The following is a 21,821-nucleotide window of genomic DNA, read 5'->3' on the forward strand; positions in this document are numbered from 1 at the left end:
GCCTCCTTAAGAAATGCGAATACGTGGGTTGAGATAGACGTAGCCGATGTCTGAGATCAGCTGCGTTAACAGAACCACGACCACCGATACGACCGAAACCGCCAGCAGAACGTCGATGTCGTTGTTGCCCGCAGCATTCACCAGCTGCCAGCCAAACCCTTTGTAGTTAAAGAGGTTTTCAACGATAACCACGCCGTTCAAAAGCCATGGCACCTGCAGCATGATGACTGTGAACGGTGCAATCAGCGCGTTGCGCAGGGCGTGCTTCAGAACCACGTTGCGGAAGTTCACACCTTTCAGGCGCGCTGTCCGAATATATTGCGCGGTCATGACCTCGGCCATCGAAGCCCGTGTCATCCGAGCGATATAGCCCATGCCATAAAGCGCGATTGTCAGAACCGGCAGGAAGAAGTTCGCAAAGGTCGGCTCTTCCATCGCCTTTGCCGCCGTGCCTTTAAAGAGCGTTTTGCTTTCAATCAGCCCGATTTCGTTCAGCCAGGGGCTGAGACCATACCGAGAGGACGCAAGGAAGACGATAAAGATAACACCCGAGACATATTCCGGCGTCGCCGTGGACAGGATCGAAACTGTCGACAGGCTGCGGTCCAGTTTGCTGCCCTCGCGCATCCCGGCGAGCACCCCGATAATCAGGGCCGACGGCACCATCAGGATCATAACCCACCACATCAGATAGCCAGTATTTGCAAGCCGTGTGCCAAGAACATCTGCCACCGGCGCTTTGGACACCGTTGACCAGCCCCAGTCACCCTGCAGAATGCCGCAGTAGTTGGGAACATCTGCGGTTTCCATACCGGGCCGCACGCATTTCCCAAGGGGCACACCGTCTTTTTCTGTCAGATAGCCCGGTGCCAGACCGACCCATTCCATATACTTCCGAGGTGTTGATTGTAGATAGCCGCGATCTTCGAGGAAACTCGCAACGGCCTCATCTGTCATCCGGAAGTTGCCCTGCGTCTTCGCGAGCTTTTCCAGGTTTGGATAGAGGTTCGTCATGAAGAACACGATATAGGTCAGGCAGAGTGCTGTAAGCAGCATCACGCCAAACCGTCTTAAAATGAAAAGTCCCATATCTTCTCCGCTTCGCCGTTACCGAAAAACTTGTTTAGGTTACTGGTTAACCATTTGGCGAAGACGAATAGAGGGCACACCCGGGGCCGCAGGCACGCGGTCTCCCAGAAAGACTGGATTGAACATGATTTTCTCCCCGGCCGTTGATGGCTCTAGTGCTTTCGTTTCGCCGCGACTCCGGGTGCATTTTGGGTGCACCATCCGCCACAGTCTTTCGTTTAGGTAGATCTATTCGGCCCGATAAAACGCCGCCCGTCAATGGACTGGATCGTCATAATCGGCCGAAAAACGACATCCATGTCGAAAACTGTCCGCGAGTTTGGACAGGCCTTGGAAAGGGTGTTCAGAGCTTACGCTGCTTGTAAGTGTCTTATATTGTTGCGCAAATTGCTTGGCGTCGTGCCGCAGTGCTGCTGAATAAAGCGCGTGAAATAGGCGGCGCTGCCGAATCCCAACGATTCGGCGATGGATTTGATCGATTTCTCGCTATTTTCCAATTCCATACGCGCTTTGTGCAGCACGCATTGGGACAGGACGTCTGCTGCGGTGATTCCGCTGGTCTGCCGACAGACCCGCGCAAGGTGGGTTGGGGTGACATCCAGCATCTGTGCGAAATCGGCCATCGAGTGGCCTTCGTTATAGCGTTCTGCCGCAAGGTCGTGGAACCGTTCCACCAGACGCTCGGCCGCTTTGGGACGTTTGGGTTCGTATTGCTCGCGCATCTCGCGACGCAGCCAGATCGACAGCAATTGCGCATGCGCCTGCAGAACCTCGCCTTGCAAGGGGCGGTCTTTTTCAATTTCGCGGCGCATGTCGTCGATCAAGGCGGTGAGTTCACTCTGGGCCTGCGGCTCCATAATGCGCAGCTGTTGGCAACGATCGGGGAAGTTTGCGGCTTCGGCATCTTTGATGGCAACCGCAAGTCCCAACGCGCCGCGTCCCAGTTCAATCGACCAGAGTTGGTCGTTTGGAACATAGATGGCGTGATAGGTGCTAAAGCCGCGACGGTGCCCATGTAGATTGACGACACCCTGGCCACGTGTGGTCCAGATCAACAGGCCGCCTTGCTGCGGGTGCATCAGTTCCAACATCCACGATGCAGATTGCCCCAATTGAGCCAGCGTCAACACTTCGACCGGTTGCGTCATCCCTACGCGTCCCCTTTCTTTTTTGACCGACCAAACAAATTGTTCGATTTGTTACAATCAGCCCGTCCCACGCGGAGCAGCTTACGGCAGCGGATTTTAAAAAAAAGTTTTAATTTGATGAATTACCTACCCGTAAGGATAGGCAAATGCAGTTTTTCCCAATGAGACATACGGCTTCGGAACCAGGTGCGCTGCCGCTTTGCGTATTGGCGCGTTAAGATTGTTACTTTTTCTCGTACACGATCCAGAGACAATTCATCCTGAACATGCTGGATTAGTTCCGATGCGCCAATAGTCTTGGCGCTTGGCGCCTCTGGAGACCAGCTGTTGAGATTCGCGCGGGCCTCGTCCAGAGCTCCTGCTTGCAGCATCATATCAAATCGCGTCTCAATGCGGGTGTTCAGCCAGTTTTTGTCCGCGTCCATGAGTGCCGTAACGTATTGTTCTTTATTAAGTAATGGGGGCGGTGTGTCGTCCTGCCATTGCCAGATTGGCTTTCCGGTCATGTGCTGAACTTCCCAGGCACGCTGCACGCGCATCGGATTTAGGGTGTCTATCCTGCGCAGGGTTTCGTCGTCCAGTTCGGCGCGCAGGGCTTTGAGGCCTTCGGTGCTGACTCGCCGGTTCGCTAGGTCTCTCACATCGGCAGGGGTAGCTGGGATTTCTGCCAGACCTTCTGTGAGGGCAGTAAAATACAACCCTGTGCCGCCCACGATGATTGCGCGATCTTTTTTCAAAAGCGGGGCCACATCGCGCAACCAATGGCCGACGGAATAGCTCTGATCGCCCGAAACATGCCCATAGAGCGCATGTGGCGCGGCTGCCTCGTCAGCGGCGCTGGGGCGGGCAGACAGAATTGGCCAATTGTCATAAATCTGCAATGCATCTGCGTTAACGACCACGCCGCCTTGTCGCGTCGCGATCTCTAACGCCAAAGCTGATTTGCCGCTGGCGGTGGGGCCGGCGATCAGAACGTGCTTGTCGGCAGGGTATTTGCTTGGATCGAACACTGCTTGGCGGCCCTTTGCTGTCTTTTCTGGTCAAAGCGTCAGATTCTCTGACATCGCGCATTGAACCTGCGCCGCTTTTCCGACATCTTGCGCACAATTTAAATGTTTGCGTGAACGGAGTGCAACATGAGCGAGGCAACCCCCGAATCCGAAGCCACTTATAAACGCGTAATGCTTAAGATATCTGGGGAAGCCCTGATGGGAGATCAGGGGTTCGGCCTTCATCCTCCGACAGTCCAAAGAATTGCTCAGGAAGTAAAAGCAGTCCACGATCTGGGCGTCGAGATTTGCCTGGTGATCGGTGGCGGCAATATCTTTCGCGGACTATCGGGGTCTGCGCAGGGTATGGAACGGACGACGGCGGACTATATGGGCATGCTGGCGACCGTGATGAATGCGCTTGGGATGCAAAGCGCGCTCGAAGAGCTTGGCGTGTTCACGCGGGTGATTTCAGCGATCCGCATGGACGAGGTGGCCGAGCCTTACATTCGCCGCCGCGCAGTCCGTCACCTTGAAAAGAAACGTGTCTGTATTTTCGCAGCAGGCACCGGCAACCCGTATTTCACCACAGACACCGCAGCGACGTTGCGCGCCAATGAAATGGCCTGCGAAGCGATCCTGATGGGAAAAAACGGTGTGGACGGCGTTTACGACAAAGATCCGGCCGAGCATGACGACGCGGTGCGCTATGACGAGATCAGCTATGATGATGTGCTGTCCAAGCGTCTGCGAGTCATGGATGCCTCGGCAATCGCGCTTGCGCGTGACAACAACCTGCCGTTGATCGTCTTTGGATTGGACGAGCCGGGCGGGTTTAAAGGCATCATGGCAGGCCAAGGCACCTATACAAAGGTCAGCTAAACCTCGTAAGATGGCAGAAACCACCGGGACGGCATCGACCTCCCCAAAAGCAAGAGAATTCGCATGTCCGATGATTTTGAACTCGACACCGACGATCTGACCCGCCGCATGGAAGGCGCGATGAGCAACCTGAAAACAGAATTCGCGTCATTGCGCACAGGCCGCGCTTCGGCCTCGATGCTAGAGCCTGTTCAGGTTGACGCCTATGGCTCGATGACGCCGATCAATCAGGTTGGCACGGTCAATGTGCCTGAGCCACGGATGGTGACAATCAACGTCTGGGACAAATCGCTGGTTGGCAAAGTTGAAAAGGCGATCCGGGAATCCGGACTTGGGATCAACCCGCAACTTAATGGTACAATCATCATGCTGCCGATCCCAGAGCTGAACGAAGAACGTCGTCGTGAGCTGGGAAAGGTCGCAGGCCAATACGCCGAGAACGCGCGGGTTTCGATCCGCAACGTGCGGCGCGACGGTATGGATCAGATCAAGAAGGCCAAAGGTGACGGGATGTCGGAAGACGACCAGAAACTTTGGGAAGGCGAAGTGCAGGAAATGACCGACGACTATATCAAGAAGGTCGATGAAGCGCTGGTGATCAAACAAGAAGAAATCATGCAGGTATAGCCGTTAGGCACATTGAAAGAGTAGGCAATTATGGCCAAAGACTCGCCGGACCAGGACACCCCCGATCACGTTGCCATTATTATGGATGGCAACGGTCGATGGGCCCAAGGGCGCGGGCGACCGCGACTGTTTGGGCACCACGCCGGAGCGCGGCGCGTGAAAGAAATTGTGCGCGCGTGCAAAGACTTAGATATCGAATATTTGACCGTCTACGCGTTTTCGACTGAAAACTGGAAACGCACACAGTCCGAAGTTGCTGGACTGATGACCTTGTTTCGACAGTACATCAAACGCGAAGCAAAAGCGCTTTTGGACGAAGGCGTCTGCGTGCGCTTTATCGGGGACCGTTTGCGGCTGGACAAAAAGCTGCAAGGCCTGATGGACGAGCTGGAAGAGCTGACCAAGGACAATACCGTCGTCAATCTGACCATCGCGATTAACTATGGCGGCCGCGACGAGGTGGCGCGCGCAACGCATCAACTGGCACTGGATGTAGCGGCCGGTAAGCTGGACGCAACCACAGTGAACGAGGACACGCTGTCTTCTTATCTGGATACGCATGTTTTGCCGGATCCGGATCTGGTCATTCGAACCTCGGGCGAAGCGCGGATATCCAACTTTCTGCTCTGGCAGTCTGCCTATTCCGAGTATGAATTTGTCGACACGCTTTGGCCCGATTTCTCGCGCGACGAATTTTGCAAAGTGATTGCGAAATACGGTGCGCGCAACCGGCGGTTTGGCGCGGTGCCTGCATGACCACTGGTAAGTGGGGAGACCTGCCCACACGTATCATGTCCGCAATTGTTATGTTGGGGATCGGGGCAGGGGCAATCCTTACGGGCGGTCTGGCCTATGTTGGGTTGATCACACTTGTTGTGGCCGGGATGACTTGGGAGTTGTCTCGGATGATCGTGCCAGACAAGCCTTGGCTGGCTTCGGTCGTGGCCATCCTTGCCGGCGTCGTCCTGTTTGCGGGTGTGGTCACTGGCGATGATTTGCCTTTGCTCGCAGCTTTAGTGCCGGGTCTTGTCGGGGCGGCCTTTGCCCACAAAGACCGACTGATCTTTGCGCTCTATGCCAGCTTGATAACGCTTTCGGGATTTGGGCTGTTATTGCTCTTTGCGGCGCAGGGCGTGTTTTTGGTGGTCTGGCTGATCTGTGTTGTGGTGGCGACCGATGTTGCCGGCTATTTCGCGGGCAAAGCCATTGGCGGCAAGAAATTCTGGCCCAGCATCAGCCCGAAAAAGACATGGGCGGGGACTATCGCTGGATGGATTGCAGCCGCAGTGGTCGGGGCTGCCATGGGCGGAGACGAGTTGGCGATCATCAGCGCCTTCATGTCCTTTGCGAGCCAGTTGGGTGATATTGCCGAAAGCGCGATCAAACGCCGCTGTGGTGTCAAAGACAGCTCGAACCTGATCCCGGGCCATGGCGGGCTGCTTGATCGCTTTGATGGGCTGATTGCTGCCAATCTGGTTGTGTTGATCGCTTTGCTGACGCTTGGCTTGTAGGCCGAGACAGGCTAAGCAACCCGCGACTGGGATGAGGGGTTCTATGCGACGCGTTTCCATTTTTGGTGCGACCGGGTCTATCGGGCAAAACACGCTGGATTTGATCCGCCGCGATCGAGCTGCGTATCGCGTTGTTGCTTTGACTGGCGGCGCAAACGTCCCCCAGCTGGCGCATGATGCGATTGATCTGAATGCCGAAGTTGCAGTCACGGCCTATCCTGAACGGCTAGAGGATTTGCGCGCGGCGCTTTCTGGCACAGGGATCGAAGCCGCAGCAGGGGCCTCAGCCATTTCAGAGGCCGCGTCACGTCCAGCAGATTGGGTGATGTCCGCGATTGTAGGGGCTGCCGGGCTTGAACCCGGGCTTATTGCGATGTCGACGGGGGCAACGCTGGCCTTGGCCAATAAGGAAAGTCTGGTCACGGCAGGGGATCTGGTGCACCGCACGGCCGCGCGGCATGGGGCTAGGATCTTGCCTGTGGATAGCGAGCATTCTGCAGTCTTTCAGGGCTTGATTGGCGAAGATATCACGGCCGTGGAACGTATCACGATCACCGCCTCGGGCGGCGCATTTCGGGACTGGCCGCTGGCGGATATGGCCAAAGCCACGCCGGAGCAAGCGGCCAAACATCCGAATTGGGACATGGGGCAGCGGATCACCATCGATTCGGCTTCTATGTTCAACAAAGCGCTAGAGGTTATTGAAACCAAAGAGTTCTTTGGTGTAGCGCCGCGTCAAATCGAAGTGCTGGTACACCCAGAGTCGCTGGTTCATGCTCTGGTGGGGTTCAACGACGGCGCGCTGATGGCGCATGTTGGCCCGCCCGATATGCGACACGCCATTGGTTTTGCGCTGCACTATCCTCAGCGCAAAGATCTGCCTGTCGAACGGTTGGATCTGGCAAAGATCGGCCAGCTGACGTTCAAGGCCCCCAATCCCGACCGTTATCCTGCGTTGCGACTGGCTTGGGATGTGATGGACATCGGCGGAATGGCGGGATGTGTGTTTAACGCTGCAAAAGAAAAGGCCTTGGATGCCTTTATCGACCATCAGATTGGTTTTCTGGATATGGCGAGTGTGGTAGAGGCGACTTTGAACAAACTGGCCGCGGACAGTTGCCTTATTAATGCCGAAATGACCCTTGATACGGTCAAGCAAACGGACCATCTCGCACGGGAGACCGCGCAAGACATCATCGCGACGCGTAAAGGATAGACTTTGGACCTGACGACACTTCTGCCTACTTTCGGTTCAAGCCTTTGGGCCGTTGTTTTCTTTATCATCGCCCTGTCGATCATCGTCGCAATCCATGAATATGGCCACTACATCGTGGGCCGCTGGTCAGGCATCCATGCTGACGTGTTTTCGCTAGGCTTTGGGCCGGTTCTCTATTCTACATTCGACAAGCGCGGCACCAAATGGCAGATCGCCGCGATCCCGTTGGGCGGATATGTGCGCTTTAAGGGGGACGCGAATGCGGCGTCCGGTCCGAACGGTGAGGTGATTTCTTCGCTCTCGCCCGAAGAATTGCGTTCCACCATGCATGGCGCACCCCTTTGGGCCCGCTCAGCAACGGTTGCGGCGGGGCCGATTTTCAATTTCATTCTGTCGATCCTGATTTTTGCCGGCGTGATCCTGACCCAAGGCGTCGTCGGTGAGAAACTGGTCGTTGGCGATCTGCGGGCCCTGCCGAATGCGGCCTATACGCTTGAGGCCGGCGACGAGGTTCTGGCCATCGAAGGCATGCCCTTTCCAGACGGCTCTGATGCGGAAGCGTCCGAGACCTTCCTAGAGGCATTGCCGCGCACGCCGTATCTTGATTACACGGTTCTGCGGGATGGCGGCGAACAAGTTGTCACTGGCCCGTATTTCTATCCTCCGCTGGTTGTTGAGCTGGCAGCACGCGGGGCAGCGATTGATATTGGGATGGCCTCTGGCGATGTCATCACGGCGATCAACGGCGAAAACGTTTATGCGTTTCGGGATCTGAAAGAAGCCGTAGAAGGCGGCAATGGCCAGCCCCTCATGCTGGACGTGTGGCGCGATGGCGAGATGCTGGAGTTTGTGCTGGTGCCGCGTCGGGTTGATGAGCCTTTGGCCGAAGGCGGGTTCCAAACCCAATGGCGCATTGGCATTGCAGGCGGTGTTGCGTTTGATCCTGCCCGGGAAACTCCGGGGGTAGGCGAGGCGTTCTCGGTCGCCGTTTCCCAGACCGGGCGCATCATCGAAGGGTCGATTTCAGGCCTTTATCACATGATTACCGGCGCAATCTCGAGCTGTAACCTCTCAGGGCCTGTCGGTATCGCTCAGACATCTGGTGCCATGGCCAGCCAGGGTGCGGATAACTTCATCTGGTTCATCGCGGTTCTGTCCACTGCCATCGGTCTGTTGAACCTGTTCCCGATCCCGGTACTGGACGGTGGGCATCTGATGTTTCACGCCTATGAGGCCGTCAGTGGCCGTCCACCAAGCGACAGGGTCGCGCGCGTCCTGATGTCGATTGGTCTGGCCATCGTTCTCAGCCTTATGCTGTTTGGCCTGACGAACGATTTATTCTGCCCTTAAGTAAAATTTTCGAAAGCCCGCCCAATTCTTGCCCCATTTAGCGGGCAAGAAGGTTTCATAAGCAAAAGCGAGTGAAACCATGCAGACGATCAACAACGGATATCAAGCACTTGGCGTCCTTTGGGCTGTGAACTGGGAACGGTTCCTGTTTCCTGCGGTTATGCTCGTGTGCCTCAGCATGTGGCACTATGTTGGATCGCAAGGGTTTTTCTGGCACTAAGCCGACCTTTTCAGATCTTTGACGGCGCGGAGGGCTTAGGCAATCTGCGCCACGTGGTGCTTCTGTGCCAATTGTGGAAACATTCCCCATTGCGGTTTTGACATTGTCCCTTTGACCAAGTACTCAGAAATGAACTGGGAATGTCTGTCGGGATGAGGGTTTATGAACAGTAATTACGGAGGGAAAACGCCCTCTATGGCGGTCCAATTTTCATTGGCACGACGCGTTATTTTCGCGATTTCTTTTTTGATTTCAATTGCTTTTGTGCTGCTGCCAAGCGTTTCAAATGCGCAGAGCATCACTTTGAATTCCATCTCTATCGAAGGCAACAACCGCATCGATGACAGTGCGATCATCGGCTATGCGGGAATCGCCAGGGGCGAAACTTTGACCGGCGGCGACCTGAATGCGGCCTATCAGAACATTCTGGCCTCTGGTCTGTTTGAGAGCGTCGAGTTCACTCCACGCGGCAACAGCCTGCTGATTACCGTTGTCGAATACCCGACGATCAACGTCATCAGTTTTGAAGGCAATCGTCGTCTGAAAGACGATGCCTTGACCCAAGCGATCAACTCCCAGCCTCGGCGTGTGTTTAACCCGACAACCGCCGAGAATGACGCGATCTCAATTGCAGAGGCCTATGCCCAGCAGGGGCGTATTGCTGCACGTGTGACGCCGCGCATCATCCGCCGCTCTGACAACCGTGTTGATCTGGTTTTCGAAATTTTCGAAGGGTCTTTGGCCGAAATCGAACGTCTTGGCTTTGTAGGCAACCGTCAATTCAGCGACCGCCGTCTGCGCCGTGTGTTGGCAACCAAACAGGCAGGTCTGCTGCGCCAGTTCTTCCGCAGCGACACGCTGATCGAAGATCGGATCGAGTTCGACAAACAGGTTCTGCGCGATTTCTATCAGTCCCGCGGCTTCGTGGATTTCCGCGTCACAGCCGTGAACGCGGAACTTGCCAGCGAACGCGACGGCTATTTCATCACGTTTAACGTGGAAGAGGGGCAGCAGTTCACCTTTGGCGAGATCACGACTGTCTCTAATCTGGATGACGTAGATGCCGAAGAATATCAGAACGCGCTGAAAATCCGCTCTGGCGTTGTCTATTCCCCGTCCTTGGTCGAGACATCGATCGCCCGGATGGAGCGTCTGGCGACCCGTCAAGGTCTGGACTTTGTCCGCATCGAGCCGCGCATCACGCGCAACGATCGTGACCTGAGCCTGAATGTGGAATTCGTTGTTGATCGCGGTCCTCGCATCTTCATCGAGCGCATCGATATCGAAGGCAACACCACGACACTGGACCGTGTTGTGCGTCAGCAGTTCAATGTTGTCGAAGGCGACCCTTTCAACCCACGCGAAATCCGCGAAGCGGCTGAGCGCATTCGCGCGCTCGGGTTCTTTGCAACCTCGAACGTGAACGCGCGCGAAGGGTCTCGCCCTGACCAGGTGATCGTCGACGTGGATGTCGAAGAGCAAAACACGGGCTCGCTGAGCTTTGGCGGGACATATTCCACGGACAGCGGGTTCGGTCTTGTCGCAGGCTTCAGAGAACGTAACTTCCTTGGCCGTGGTCAAGAGATTGCAGTGGATCTGTCGACCTCTCCGGATGTGAACAACTATCAGCTGTCCTTTACAGAGCCACGCTTCCTCGGACGGAATGTATCCGTGGGCTTCTCGCTTGCGTATCAGGATGTGTCGATCAGCGAGGCGCGCTACACCAGCACGGTTGGGACATTTGAACCGTTCATTGGTTTCCAGCTAGGCGAGCGCAGCACGGTTCAATTGCGGTTCTCGTATGACAGCGTTGAAATGACAGTGCCGGCTGCGTCGGCCGTGGCAGGATCCGTGATTGATGCCGAGGCCGCTCTCGGGATTCAAGCTAGCACCGGTGTAGGTTACACCTATCAATACGACTCCCGTATTGGTGGTCTTAACCCAGACGCTGGTGTTCTGTTGGAACTGTCTCAGGACTTCCACGGTATTTCTGGCGATATCGAATACCTCGAAACAACCGTTCGCACGGTTGCACAGCGCAAAATCCTAAACGGAGATGTGACGCTGCGCGCAACCCTAGAGGGCGGGGCAATTATCGCGCCAAACAATGACACGCGGGTGCACAACCGGTTTGCTCTGAACTCGTCGCAACTTCGCGGGTTTGAGCCATTGGGTATTGGCCCACGGGATCAGACTGGCACGGCGGACGATGGTTTGGGCGGCAAGTATTTCGCAGTTGCGCGCTTTGACGCCGAGTTCCCAATCGGTTTGCCAGAGGAATACGGAATTTCCGGTGGTCTGTTCTATGACATCGGTTCCTTGTGGAATACCGATGGCAGTTTGACCAATGTCGTTGGCAATGACTTCGCTCTGCGCCAGTCGATTGGTGTCTCGATCTTCTGGGATACCCCAATCGGACCGCTGCGCTTTAACTTCTCAAAAGCGCTGCAAAAGCAGTCCTTTGACAAAGAGCAAACCTTTAACCTGTCTATCCGGACAGAGTTCTAAGGTGCTTCAATTTCGCAGATTTATCTGTGCCGTGGCGGTCCTTTTGGGGGCCGCCATTTCCAGTTCAGCTCAAGACGCGACGGATCTGCCACGGGTTGTGACAAGCCCAATTTTGGTGATTCAGTCAGATCGCTTGTATGCGGAGTCCGATTTTGGCTTGCGCGTCGAACGGGATCGCCGTGCGGCGGAGGCCGCATTGCAAGATGAGAATGAACGTGTCGCTGCAGAGCTCGAAGAAGAAGAGCGCGTGCTGACAGAGCAGCGCAAGACCATGCCATCTGAGGATTTTCGTGCTGCCGCCGATGCCTTTGATGCCAAGGCGCAAGAGGCACGCGAGACGCAGATCAGCAAACAACGAGAGATCGTTCAAGTCGCCGAAGAAGAACGTCGACGGTTCCTCCTTTCTCTTAACCCGGTCTTTGAGCAGATCCTTGTGGAATCCAATGCTCTGATCATCCTGGAACGCAGATCAGCTTTTGCGGTGCGCGATGTTCTTGACGTAACAGAGCGCGCGCTTTTCCAAGCCAACCGCATTCTGGGCGATGGCACGCAAGAGGTGCAGCAATAGTGCGAAACAACCTGTGACTTGCTCTGGCACGGTCGGGTTGCTAAAGAATTTCATGAAAACTTGAGTAAAAGTTTGGCCGGAAACACTTGGAACCTAATGATCTTTTAGGCGTTTCCTTTCAAGCTGACACTTCGGTTCAAACGGTTGCCCTTTACAGGGTGGTCGAGATCGCAACGACGAACTCGTAGGAATACCATGACAGAGCTCAAAAGCGCCGATATCCATCTGATCCAACGTCTTATCCCACATCGCTACCCGTTTTTGCTGGTCGACAAAGTGGTTGATATCGATGGCTATCAATCTGCCAAAGGCATCAAAAATGTCACGATGAACGAGCCGCATTTTCAGGGCCACTTCCCGGGCAACCCGATTATGCCTGGCGTGACCATTATCGAGGCGATGGCGCAGACCGCTGCGATCATGGTGGGCACGGAACTTGGTCTGGAAGACAAGAACATGCAGGTCTATTTCATGGCCATCGACAAGTGCAAGTTCCGCCGCATGGTTGTGCCTGGCGATGTGCTTGAGATGAAGCTTCAAACCACGCGCGGCAAACCCGGTGGCAAGGTTTGGAAGTTCGCAGGCGTTGCCGAAGTCGAGGGTGAGATGGCCGCCGAGGCCGAGTTCACCGCGATGATGGAAATGCCGAAAGCCTGATTGATGACGATTTCCTCAAACGCCAGCATTCACCCCTCGGCCGTCATCGAAGAGGGTGCGGTCGTCGCTGATGGGTGTGAGATTGGGCCGTTTTGCTTGATTGGTCCTAAAGTGGTCTTGAAGGCGGGCGTGGTCCTAAAATCGCATGTGGTCGTCACCGGCGATACGGAAATTGGCGAAGAGACGGTGATCTTTCCGTTCTCTGTGATCGGCGAGATCCCTCAGGATCTGAAGTTTAAGGGCGAGGCGTCAAAGCTGATCATCGGCAAGCGCAACCGCATCCGCGAGGGCGTCACAATGAACAGTGGCACCGAGGGTGGCGGTGGCGTGACCAAGGTCGGCGACGATGGTCTGTTTATGCACGGCTGCCACGTGGCGCATGATGCACAGATCGGCAATCATGTGATTTTGGTGAATTCCGTCGCGGTCGCGGGCCATTGCGTGATTGAGGATCATGTGATCGTTGGCGGGCTGTCTGGTGTGCATCAGTTTGTGCGCATCGGCAAAGGCGCGATCATTGGTGCGCTGACGATGGTGACCAATGATGTCATTCCATACGGTCTGGTACAGGGTCCGCGCGGACAGTTGGACGGGCTGAACTTGGTCGGTCTGAAACGGTCTGGCGTTGCCCGCGAAGACATCACTGCATTGCGCGCAGCCTTTCAAATGCTGGCGCAGGGCGAAGGATCTTTCATGGAGCGCAGCAAGCGTTTGGGGGATGAGGCCGACAGCCCCTATGTGAAGGACATTGTCGAGTTCGTTCTGGGCAACAGCGACCGGTCTTTCCTGACGCCGAGCTAAGTCATGGGGCGTCTTGCGATCATTTCAGGCTCTGGTGCTCTGCCGGTCGAGCTGTCACAGGCGTATCCAGATGCTTTGCTGGTGACATTGGCTGGCATGCCGCACGATCTGCAGGACACGCAAGATCACAGGTTTGAAAAACTGGGCGGGCTGTTTGACGATCTAAAGGCTCAGGGGGTGAGCGAGGTCGCCTTTGCCGGTGGTATGTCACGCCCTGATCTGGATCCGGGCGCCTTTGACCCCTTTGTGGCGGAAACAGCGCCTCGGCTTATGGCGGCGTTTCAACAGGGGGACGACCAGCTTCTGCGCTTGATCTTGACCTTGTTTGAGGAACAGGGGCTGACCATCCGCGCAGCGCATGATCTGGTGCCTGAGTCAAAGGCCTCTGCGGGGCTGATAACTGGGCCTACGCCGAATGATCAGAACCTTGCAGACGCCCTGCGTGGTCAAGAGATTCTGACCCAGCTTGCGCCTTTGGATCTGGGGCAGGGGTGTGTGGTTGCTTCGGGGCTATGCCTGGGGATTGAAACCCTGCAAGGCACGGATGCGATGCTGGACTTTGTGGCGCGGACGCCTGCGCATTTGCACCGTGTTGCTGGCACGTTTGTCAAAGCTCCCAAAGCGGGGCAGGATTTGCGCGTGGATATGCCTGCCATTGGGCCGGACACGGTGCGTAAGGTCGCCGAGGCTGGCCTTGCGGGCATCGCGCTTGCCGCAGGACGTGTCTTGATCCTAGACCGCATTCGTACGCTTGGACTGGCGGCGTCCTTGGGGGTATTCATTTATGGCGTGGAGGAGATCTAGGTGAAGATCTACCTGATTGCCGGAGAGCTGTCAGGCGACCGTCTTGGGGCCGCGCTGATGGCTGGCTTGCAGACGCTTTCTGACGATAAGATCGAGTTTCGCGGCGTTGGCGGGCCTTTGATGGCCGAGGCCGGCCTATCCAGCCAGTTCCCGATGAATGAACTCTCGGTCATGGGCATCGCCGAAGTCTTGCCGAAGTACTTCCATCTGAAGCGCCGCATTCGCGAATGTGCGGAGGCGGTTCTTGAGTGGCAACCTGACGTTCTGATCACGATCGACAGTCCTGACTTTTGCCTGCGCGTTGCCAAATTGGTGCGCGAGCGCAGTGACATCAGAACGGTGCATTATGTAGCGCCGTCCGTCTGGGCCTGGCGTCCGAAACGCGCGGTAAAGATGGCGCAGCACATTGACCATGTTCTCGCGCTGTTGCCCTTTGAGCCGCCCTATATGGAAGCGGAGGGCATGCGATGCGATTTCGTTGGGCATCCGGTGGTGAACGAGGCGTTGGCACCAGATGAGGCCGTTGCGCAGCTTCGCGACGGGTTAGCGGGCGTGAGCGAGGATCCAGTGGTGCTGGTTTTGCCCGGCAGCCGACGGTCCGAGGTGACGCGCCTATTGCCGATTTTCATCGACGTGATGGAACGTATGCGGCAGCTGCGCCCAGAGCTGCGTTTTGTTCTGCCCGCCGCAGGGCCAGTGGTGGAGCTGGTGCGCGATCTGGTCAAAGACATGGCCATGCCACCGACATTGATTGAACCTACAGGCCTGTCCTCGCACGAAGCGATGATGCGCAAGCGGGCCGGATTTCAGGCCGCAGATGCAGCACTTGCAGCCTCGGGAACCGTGTCGCTCGAGCTGGCAGCAGCCGGCACGCCGATGGTCATCGCATATGACGTCAGTTGGCTGTCACGGCAGATTTTCAAGCGGATGCTGCGGATTGACACGGTTACGTTGGTCAATCTGGTCAGTGAGACCCGCGTAGTGCCAGAGTTTATCGCCGAAAACTGTGACCCCGCCGCGATCACACAAGCGATGCTCGCGCTTTTGGACGCACCAAAAGAGCAGGCCGATGCGCTGGATCTGACCATGTCACGCCTTGGGCGCGGCGAGGAAGATCCAGGGCTGCGCGCGGCGAGGGCCGTTCTGGATGGGCTTGGCGGTCGTACGGCTTAAGGTCGTTTAACTAGGTGGCTAATGGCCTGCGGCCTCAGCTTTTCCAGATCCATCCACCGCCAAAAATGCGGCTTCCTTCGCTTTCGTAAAACACACAGGCTTGTCCCGGTGAAACGCCTTCTTCTGGCGTCAAAAGCTCGACCTCGGCGGTTGTGTCACTCAGCGGGCGCAAAATGGCCTCGCGAGGGGGGCGCGTGGATCGCACCTTAACCGAAAGATGCCATTCGCTTTGCGACGTCAGAGGTTTGTCGCCAAGCCAGTTGATTTCACGCACAGGCACCACGCGGGTCGCCAGCATGGATTTCGGCCCAACGATCACTTGCTTTGCATCCACGTCCAGTTTGACAACATAAAGCGGCTCTTCCAGCCCACCAATGCCAAGCCCGCGTCGTTGACCGATGGTGTAGTGAATAACGCCGTTGTGCTGGCCCAGAACGCGTCCGGTGTGATCCACGATCTCGCCCGGTTCCGCAGCACCCGGGCGCAGTTTTTCGATCACCGAGGCATAGTCCCCGTTGGGTACAAAACAGATGTCCTGACTGTCGGGTTTATCCGCGACGGCCAGCCCATATTCCGAGGCCAAAGCGCGCGTGGCGTCCTTGTCCGGCAAATGGCCAAGCGGAAACCGCAGATAGTCCAGCTGTTCCGGCGTGGTTGAGAACAGGAAATAACTTTGATCGCGGCGCGCGTCTGCGGCCGAATGCAGTTCGGCTCCGTTGGCGCCCATTTTGCGCTGGATGTAGTGGCCGGTGGCCATACAGTCCGCGTCCAGATCCTTGGCGGTTTCCAGCAGGTCTTTGAATTTGACCCGTTCGTTGCAGCGGATACAGGGCACCGGCGTCGCGCCTGCCAGATAGCTGTCTGCGAACTCGTCGATTACCGCATCTTGAAAGATGTTCTCGTAGTCCAGTACGTAATGCGGAAAGCCCTTTTCTTCGGCCACGCGGCGCGCGTCATGAATGTCGATCCCCGCACAGCAGGCGCCTTTTTTGGCAAGCGCTGCCCCGTGGTCATAAAGCTGGAGCGTCACGCCCACGACGTCATAGCCTTCGTCGGCCAGTTTCGCGGCGACCACGGAACTGTCCACGCCGCCCGACATGGCAACAACCACACGCGTTTCCGCGGGCGGTTTTGCAAAGCCAAGTGAGTTGACCGGATGATCGGTTGTGACGTCCATTTTAGGCTCCGTAGAGGGCAAGAAAGAAAGGAATATAGGAAAATCCTAGATACTCTCAAGGGGTCGCTTCATGCGGCGTTAAGTGCGTTTTCCACATTCTGTCGTTGGACAAAAGAGGTGGGATCATGTTTCTGAAAAAAGTGAACGGTCATCGGACGGTTAAGTTGCCCAACGGCAAAGTGTTTTCACAAGCAGATTTGCCGCCAAAGGGCACGACGCGTTGGGTGGCCTCGCGCAAGGCTGCTGTGGTGCGCGGGGTGGCCTATGGGTTGATCAGCAAAGAAGAGGCGCTGGCCCGCTATCATCTTAGCAATGAAGAGTTTATGCAGTGGTCAGCCGCGATTCATTCCCACGGCGAAGAGGCGCTCAAGACGACAGCGCTTCAAAAATTCCGCGCTCTTTAGGCGTATTTGTAATAGTTTCGCACTGTTAATTTGAAATTAACTTGTTTTTTCGACTCTTAGGTCGCTGACCGTAGTGAGTTCCCATTTTTTTGGAGTAGTTTTTTATGCGTATTCTGTTGGTCGAAGACGACCCGACAACGACAAAAAGCATCGAAATGATGCTCAGCCACGCCAATCTGAACGTCTATTGCACCGATCTGGGCGAAGAGGGCATCGATCTGGCTAAGCTCTATGACTACGATCTGATCCTTCTGGATCTGGGTCTTCCGGATATGGCGGGCCATGAGGTGCTACGCCAGATTCGTCGTGCACGGGTTGAAACGCCGATCCTCATTCTGTCAGGCGCGGATGACACGGACAGCAAGCTGAAGGGATTTGGATTTGGCGCGGATGACTATCTGACCAAACCTTTCCATCGCGAAGAGCTGGTGGCGCGCATTCACGCGATCATTCGTCGATCCAAGGGGCATTCGCAGTCCATCATCAAAACCGGCCGTGTTGCCGTTAATCTGGATGCCAAGACGGCCGATGTTGACGGCGCGATCGTGCATTTGACCGGCAAGGAATACCAAATGCTCGAGCTGTTGTCGCTGCGCAAAGGGACGACGCTGACGAAAGAGATGTTTCTGAACCACCTTTATGGCGGCATGGATGAGCCTGAATTGAAAATCATCGACGTCTTTATCTGCAAACTTCGCAAGAAATTGTCGGTGGCCACCGGTGGCGAGAACTATATCGAGACGGTCTGGGGGCGGGGCTATGTGCTGCGCGATCCCGAGGTTGTGGATGCGCAGGCGAGTGAACCGATGGCCCTGCGCGCCTAGAGAGGACGTATTCTGGCTGGACGCAGGCTGACGCCCGATTTATCAAAAAGATAAATGCAGGAGCAGGCCCGGTGCAGCCAGACAAAGACATCTCTCAACTTACAGAAGCCGAGGCGCGCGAAGAGCTGGCGCGCTTGGCCAAAGTTCTGGCGCAGGCGAATGCGGCTTATCACACTCACGATGCGCCGGAGCTTTCCGATGCGGATTATGACGCTCTTAAACAGCGAAATGCGGCGATAGAGGCGGCATTTCCTGCCCTCAAGCGGGCCGACAGCCCCAGCGATCAAGTTGGTGCCCCAGTCGCGTCTGGATTTTCAAAAATCGAGCACGTGGTTCCTATGTTGTCTTTGGGCAATGCCTTTACCGATGAAGACGTGCTGGATTTTGATGGCCGGATTCGGAACTTTCTGGGTCTTTCTGCCGACGCCCCTTTGCATTTTACCGCAGAGCCAAAAATTGACGGCCTAAGCCTGTCATTGCGATACGAGGCGGGAAAACTGGTGCAAGCGGCCACCCGTGGTGATGGGTCAACGGGCGAGAATGTGACGGCAAATGCGCGCACCATGTCTGACATTCCACAACAGTTGTCAGATGCGCCCGACGTTCTGGAAGTGCGCGGCGAGGTTTATATGGCCCATGCGGATTTTGCGGCCTTGAATGCGGCGCAAGAGGCGAAAGGGGACAAACCATTTGCCAACCCGCGCAACGCGGCGGCGGGATCGTTAAGGCAACTGGATTCAGATATCACAAAGTCCAGACCGTTGAAGTTTTTTGCCTATGCCTGGGGGGATCTATCGGCGCCGTTGGCCGAGACCCAGAAGGGCGCGATCGAGCGGCTTGCGAACCTTGGGTTTGTGACCAATGACCTGACGAAACTCTGCGATGGCCCCGCTGAGATGATCGCTCATTATCGCCACATCGAAGAGCGCCGCGCAGCTCTTGGTTATGACATCGATGGGGTGGTCTATAAGGTTGACGATCTGGAACTGCAGCGCAGATTGGGGTTCCGGTCCACCACGCCCCGCTGGGCCATCGCGCATAAATTCCCGGCCGAGCTGGCCTGGACGACGCTTGAGGCGATCGACATTCAAGTGGGACGCACGGGCGCGCTTTCCCCGGTCGCGCGTCTAAAACCTGTCACCGTCGGTGGGGTCGTCGTGTCAAATGCGACGCTGCACAACGAGGACTACATTACCGGTCTGGACAGCAAGGGTGAACAGATCCGTGCGGGCAAAGACATTCGCGAAGGCGACTGGGTTCAGGTCTATCGCGCAGGCGATGTGATCCCGAAGGTCGCCGACGTAGATCTGACCAAACGCGCCGATGATGCGCAGCCCTACGTCTTTCCGACCCGCTGTCCTGAATGCGGATCTGAGGCGGTTCGCGAAGAAGGCGACGCGGTCAGGCGTTGTACGGGCGGCATGATTTGTCCCGCGCAAGCGATTGAAAAACTGAAGCATTTTGTCTCTCGCAAAGCATTCGATATCGAAGGGCTTGGTGCCAAACAGATCGAGATGTTCTTTGACGATCCTGATCTTCCGGTACGTACGCCCGCTGACATTTTCCGCCTTGAGACGCTGGATGCCAGCAACCTGACCAAGCTAAAGAACCGCAAAGGATGGGGCGATCAAAGCGCCGCCAACCTGTTTGCGGCCATCACTGAAAAACGCAGCATCGGTTTTGGCCGCGCCCTGTTTGCCCTGGGTATTCGCCATGTCGGAGAGGCCGCCTCGAACCTGATCGCGAACCATTATGGCGACTGGCAGAGTTTTGAGGCCGCGGTCACGGCTGCTGCCAGTTTTGAGGGCCCGGAGTGGGATGACCTGCTGGCGATGGACGGCATTGGCGAGGCTATGGCACGCTCACTGGTTACGGCCTTTGCGCAGGAAAAAGAGCGGGCGGTTATTGATGACTTGATAGGTCAGCTGACCATTCAGGCCGCCGAAAAACCTAAGGCCGATGGCAGCCCTGTGGCTGGAAAAACCGTCGTTTTCACCGGCAAGCTGGAAAAGATGACGCGGGACGAGGCCAAGGCGCGCGCCGAACGGCTTGGCGCGAAAGTTGCGGGCTCGGTGTCCAAAAAGACAGACCTTTTGGTCGCGGGCCCCGGTGCGGGATCGAAAGCCAAGAAAGCATCCGATCTTGGCGTTGAAACGATAGACGAGGACGCGTGGCTTGCCATGATCGAGGGGCTGTGAGCAGCCGTCCCGAGATCCTGTTTCCCCTGTTTGGGGCACTGACCAACCTTGATGGCGTAGGCCCCAAGATCGCGCAGAACATGACATCTCTGGCGTTGGAAAAGCCGCGTGATGTTTTGTTTTCATTGCCTTATTCCTTAGTCGACAGACGCAGGCGCGAGACAATTCAGGGCGCGGATTTGCCGGGTGTTGTGACGGTCGAGGTGGAAATTGGCACGCACCGCGCCCCACGCAATCGCAGCGGTGCGTATCGTGTGACTGTTCAGGACGCGCAGACTTCGTTTCAGCTGGTGTTTTTTCACGCGCGTGGGGACTATCTGAAAAAGCAATTGCCAGAAGGCTCTGTCAGATTGGTATCCGGCCGTGTCGAGCTGTTTGATGGCGTCGCGCAGATGGTGCACCCCGATCATATGCTGCCGCTTGAAGAGGCCGCGCAGATTCCCGAGTTTGAACCGGTTTATCCGCTGACCGCCGGGGTCACGCAAAAGACCATGACAAAGGCCGCAACCTCGGCCCTTGGGCTGGCACCAGACTTGGGCGAATGGATTGATCCGACCCAAAAGGAAAAGGCCGGCTGGCCCGATTGGAAAGACGCCATCACGACCGCGCATCGCCCACAAGGGCTGGCGGACATGGCAGCGACGTCAGCGGCGCGAGAACGGTTGGCCTATGATGAGTTTCTGGCCCATCAGCTGACACTCGCTTTGGCCCGGCAACAGACGCGCCGCGCCAAAGGGGTGGAAAGCCGCGCCAATGGACGACTGCAGTCCAAAGTCTTGCAGGCGCTGCCATATCGCCCAACTGGCGCACAAACACGTGCGATTTCAGAGATTTCTGATGATATGGCACGACCTATCAAGATGAATCGCCTGCTGCAGGGCGACGTGGGTGCCGGGAAAACGCTGGTGGCTTTTATGGCGTTGCTGGTGGCGATCGAGGCGGGCGGGCAGGGCGTCATGATGGCTCCGACAGAGATTCTTGCGCGTCAACACATGGAAGGGCTGCAACCGCTGGCAGAGCAGGCGGGTGTCGTCGTTGAAATCCTGACGGGACGTGACAAAGGGAAAGACAGGGCTGCAAAATTGGCGGCCTTAGCGCGGGGCGACATTCATATTCTGGTCGGCACGCACGCCGTGTTTCAGGCAGACGTCGTCTTTCAGGATCTGCGTCTTGCGATTGTTGATGAACAGCACCGGTTCGGCGTGCGACAACGGCTTGAGCTGGGCAAAAAGGGGGCTGCTGCGGACGTCTTGGTGATGACGGCAACACCTATTCCACGGTCTTTGGCGCTTGCGCAATATGGCGATATGGATGTGTCTATTTTGGACGAAAAACCGCCAGGACGTCAGCCAATTCAAACGGTTATGGTGTCGGACGAGCGCACGCCAGAGGTGGTCGAGCGGCTGCGTAAAGCCGTCCATGAGGGCAAACAGGCCTATTGGGTCTGCCCGTTGGTTGATGAAAGCGAAGTGCTGGAACTGACGGCGGCAGAAGAACGGTTCAAGCACCTTCGCGCGACCCTTGGCGAAGGGGTCGTGGGCCTTGTGCATGGCCAGATGTCGCCTGCTGACAAAGACGCGGCGATGAAGGCCTTTCAGCGCGGTGAGACGCAGATCCTTGTGGCGACGACTGTGATCGAGGTCGGCGTGGATGTGCCCAAGGCGACAATCATGGT

Annotated in this window: 21 protein-coding genes; 17 read left to right on the plus strand and 4 right to left on the minus strand. The window is 56.5% G+C overall.

Translation table 11 applies throughout. The features are described 5' to 3' along the window. Positions 1–6 precede the first annotated feature (6 nt). The 3 genes from ACEQWH_RS10595 to miaA all read right to left on the minus strand — a co-directional run bounded on the left by ACEQWH_RS10595 (position 7) and on the right by miaA (position 3,247). The gene (locus ACEQWH_RS10595) at positions 7–1,089 is read right to left on the minus strand and encodes an ABC transporter permease (RefSeq protein WP_370230583.1); all 1,083 of its coding nucleotides are present in this window, start codon (positions 1,087–1,089) and stop codon (positions 7–9) included. 350 nt (positions 1,090–1,439) lie between these two features. Then, positions 1,440–2,237, minus strand: a complete 798-nt coding sequence (locus ACEQWH_RS10600) for a helix-turn-helix transcriptional regulator (RefSeq protein WP_370230586.1) — start codon at positions 2,235–2,237, stop codon at positions 1,440–1,442. A gap of 122 nt (positions 2,238–2,359) precedes the next feature. Then, positions 2,360–3,247 (minus strand): tRNA (adenosine(37)-N6)-dimethylallyltransferase MiaA, encoded by an 888-nt coding sequence (miaA, locus tag ACEQWH_RS10605; RefSeq protein ID WP_370230589.1) that lies wholly within the window; start codon positions 3,245–3,247, stop codon positions 2,360–2,362. 126 nt (positions 3,248–3,373) lie between these two features. Between miaA and pyrH the strand changes: the two genes are divergently transcribed. From pyrH to lpxB, 13 genes are all read left to right on the plus strand, one after another. Next, on the plus strand, positions 3,374–4,108 hold the full coding sequence (gene pyrH / locus ACEQWH_RS10610; protein WP_370230590.1) for a UMP kinase: 735 nt from the start codon (positions 3,374–3,376) through the stop codon (positions 4,106–4,108). Between the two features lie 63 nt (positions 4,109–4,171). Continuing rightward, positions 4,172–4,735 carry a ribosome recycling factor gene (gene frr, locus ACEQWH_RS10615; RefSeq protein WP_370230593.1) on the plus strand — a complete coding sequence of 188 codons (564 nt, stop codon included), beginning with the start codon at positions 4,172–4,174 and terminating at the stop codon, positions 4,733–4,735. A 30-nt stretch (positions 4,736–4,765) separates the two neighbouring features. Further along, the gene (locus ACEQWH_RS10620) at positions 4,766–5,491 is read left to right on the plus strand and encodes an isoprenyl transferase (RefSeq protein WP_370230596.1); all 726 of its coding nucleotides are present in this window, start codon (positions 4,766–4,768) and stop codon (positions 5,489–5,491) included. After that, positions 5,488–6,246 carry a phosphatidate cytidylyltransferase gene (locus tag ACEQWH_RS10625; RefSeq protein WP_370230599.1) on the plus strand — a complete coding sequence of 253 codons (759 nt, stop codon included), beginning with the start codon at positions 5,488–5,490 and terminating at the stop codon, positions 6,244–6,246. Before ACEQWH_RS10620 ends, ACEQWH_RS10625 begins: the two co-directional genes overlap by 4 nt. 43 nt (positions 6,247–6,289) lie before the next feature. Then, complete coding sequence (gene dxr / locus ACEQWH_RS10630; RefSeq protein ID WP_370230601.1) at positions 6,290–7,462, plus strand: 1-deoxy-D-xylulose-5-phosphate reductoisomerase; 1,173 nt, start codon at positions 6,290–6,292, stop codon at positions 7,460–7,462. Between the two features lie 3 nt (positions 7,463–7,465). Beyond that, a complete protein-coding gene (gene rseP, locus ACEQWH_RS10635) occupies positions 7,466–8,812 on the plus strand; it encodes an RIP metalloprotease RseP (RefSeq protein ID WP_370230603.1) in 1,347 nt (448 codons plus the stop codon). A 79-nt stretch (positions 8,813–8,891) separates the two neighbouring features. Further along, complete coding sequence (locus tag ACEQWH_RS10640) at positions 8,892–9,032, plus strand: hypothetical protein (RefSeq protein WP_370230606.1); 141 nt, start codon at positions 8,892–8,894, stop codon at positions 9,030–9,032. Positions 9,033–9,335: 303 nt separating this feature from the next. Further along, entirely contained in the window at positions 9,336–11,540 is a 2,205-nt protein-coding gene (gene bamA / locus ACEQWH_RS10645) for an outer membrane protein assembly factor BamA (protein WP_370230608.1), read from the plus strand. Position 11,541: 1 nt separating this feature from the next. After that, positions 11,542–12,108, plus strand: coding sequence for an OmpH family outer membrane protein (locus ACEQWH_RS10650; protein ID WP_370230611.1), 567 nt, complete (start codon positions 11,542–11,544; stop codon positions 12,106–12,108). Between the two features lie 195 nt (positions 12,109–12,303). Continuing rightward, on the plus strand, positions 12,304–12,765 hold the full coding sequence (gene fabZ, locus ACEQWH_RS10655) for a 3-hydroxyacyl-ACP dehydratase FabZ (protein WP_209356506.1): 462 nt from the start codon (positions 12,304–12,306) through the stop codon (positions 12,763–12,765). A gap of 3 nt (positions 12,766–12,768) precedes the next feature. Beyond that, positions 12,769–13,566 carry an acyl-ACP--UDP-N-acetylglucosamine O-acyltransferase gene (lpxA, locus tag ACEQWH_RS10660; RefSeq protein WP_370230614.1) on the plus strand — a complete coding sequence of 266 codons (798 nt, stop codon included), beginning with the start codon at positions 12,769–12,771 and terminating at the stop codon, positions 13,564–13,566. 3 nt (positions 13,567–13,569) lie between these two features. Next, complete coding sequence (locus tag ACEQWH_RS10665; protein WP_370230615.1) at positions 13,570–14,370, plus strand: LpxI family protein; 801 nt, start codon at positions 13,570–13,572, stop codon at positions 14,368–14,370. Then, entirely contained in the window at positions 14,371–15,543 is a 1,173-nt protein-coding gene (gene lpxB, locus ACEQWH_RS10670) for a lipid-A-disaccharide synthase (RefSeq protein ID WP_370230618.1), read from the plus strand. A gap of 34 nt (positions 15,544–15,577) precedes the next feature. Here lpxB and mnmA read toward each other — a convergent pair whose 3' ends face one another. Continuing rightward, a complete protein-coding gene (gene mnmA, locus ACEQWH_RS10675) occupies positions 15,578–16,720 on the minus strand; it encodes a tRNA 2-thiouridine(34) synthase MnmA (protein WP_370230621.1) in 1,143 nt (380 codons plus the stop codon). Positions 16,721–16,845: 125 nt separating this feature from the next. Here mnmA and ACEQWH_RS10680 point away from each other — a divergent pair, with 125 nt between their 5' ends. The 4 genes from ACEQWH_RS10680 to recG form a co-directional block, all read left to right on the plus strand. Next, positions 16,846–17,124, plus strand: a complete 279-nt coding sequence (locus ACEQWH_RS10680; RefSeq protein WP_370230623.1) for a DUF1153 domain-containing protein — start codon at positions 16,846–16,848, stop codon at positions 17,122–17,124. A gap of 104 nt (positions 17,125–17,228) precedes the next feature. Continuing rightward, positions 17,229–17,948, plus strand: coding sequence for a response regulator transcription factor CtrA (gene ctrA / locus ACEQWH_RS10685; RefSeq protein WP_370230625.1), 720 nt, complete (start codon positions 17,229–17,231; stop codon positions 17,946–17,948). A gap of 71 nt (positions 17,949–18,019) precedes the next feature. Beyond that, positions 18,020–20,146 (plus strand): NAD-dependent DNA ligase LigA, encoded by a 2,127-nt coding sequence (gene ligA, locus ACEQWH_RS10690; RefSeq protein WP_370230628.1) that lies wholly within the window; start codon positions 18,020–18,022, stop codon positions 20,144–20,146. Continuing rightward, positions 20,143–21,821: ATP-dependent DNA helicase RecG (gene recG, locus ACEQWH_RS10695; RefSeq protein WP_370230630.1), on the plus strand; the 1,679-nt coding region annotated here is incomplete at its 3' end. The genes ligA and recG, both read left to right, overlap by 4 nt.

Source organism: Cognatishimia sp., assembly GCF_964229375.1.
Taxonomy (GTDB): Bacteria; Pseudomonadota; Alphaproteobacteria; order Rhodobacterales; family Rhodobacteraceae; genus Cognatishimia.

Coding starts and splice junctions, on each gene's coding strand:
- ACEQWH_RS10620 (WP_370230596.1), top strand. CDS start 4,766: ATGGCCAAAGACTCGCCGGACCAGGACACCCCCGATCACGTTGCCATT.
- ACEQWH_RS10625 (WP_370230599.1), top strand. CDS start 5,488: ATGACCACTGGTAAGTGGGGAGACCTGCCCACACGTATCATGTCCGCA.
- ctrA (WP_370230625.1), top strand. CDS start 17,229: ATGCGTATTCTGTTGGTCGAAGACGACCCGACAACGACAAAAAGCATC.
- fabZ (WP_209356506.1), top strand. CDS start 12,304: ATGACAGAGCTCAAAAGCGCCGATATCCATCTGATCCAACGTCTTATC.
- dxr (WP_370230601.1), top strand. CDS start 6,290: ATGCGACGCGTTTCCATTTTTGGTGCGACCGGGTCTATCGGGCAAAAC.
- ACEQWH_RS10595 (WP_370230583.1), bottom strand. CDS start 1,089: ATGGGACTTTTCATTTTAAGACGGTTTGGCGTGATGCTGCTTACAGCA.
- ACEQWH_RS10665 (WP_370230615.1), top strand. CDS start 13,570: ATGGGGCGTCTTGCGATCATTTCAGGCTCTGGTGCTCTGCCGGTCGAG.
- ACEQWH_RS10640 (WP_370230606.1), top strand. CDS start 8,892: ATGCAGACGATCAACAACGGATATCAAGCACTTGGCGTCCTTTGGGCT.
- frr (WP_370230593.1), top strand. CDS start 4,172: ATGTCCGATGATTTTGAACTCGACACCGACGATCTGACCCGCCGCATG.
- ACEQWH_RS10680 (WP_370230623.1), top strand. CDS start 16,846: ATGTTTCTGAAAAAAGTGAACGGTCATCGGACGGTTAAGTTGCCCAAC.
- mnmA (WP_370230621.1), bottom strand. CDS start 16,720: ATGGACGTCACAACCGATCATCCGGTCAACTCACTTGGCTTTGCAAAA.
- ACEQWH_RS10600 (WP_370230586.1), bottom strand. CDS start 2,237: ATGACGCAACCGGTCGAAGTGTTGACGCTGGCTCAATTGGGGCAATCT.
- lpxA (WP_370230614.1), top strand. CDS start 12,769: ATGACGATTTCCTCAAACGCCAGCATTCACCCCTCGGCCGTCATCGAA.
- pyrH (WP_370230590.1), top strand. CDS start 3,374: ATGAGCGAGGCAACCCCCGAATCCGAAGCCACTTATAAACGCGTAATG.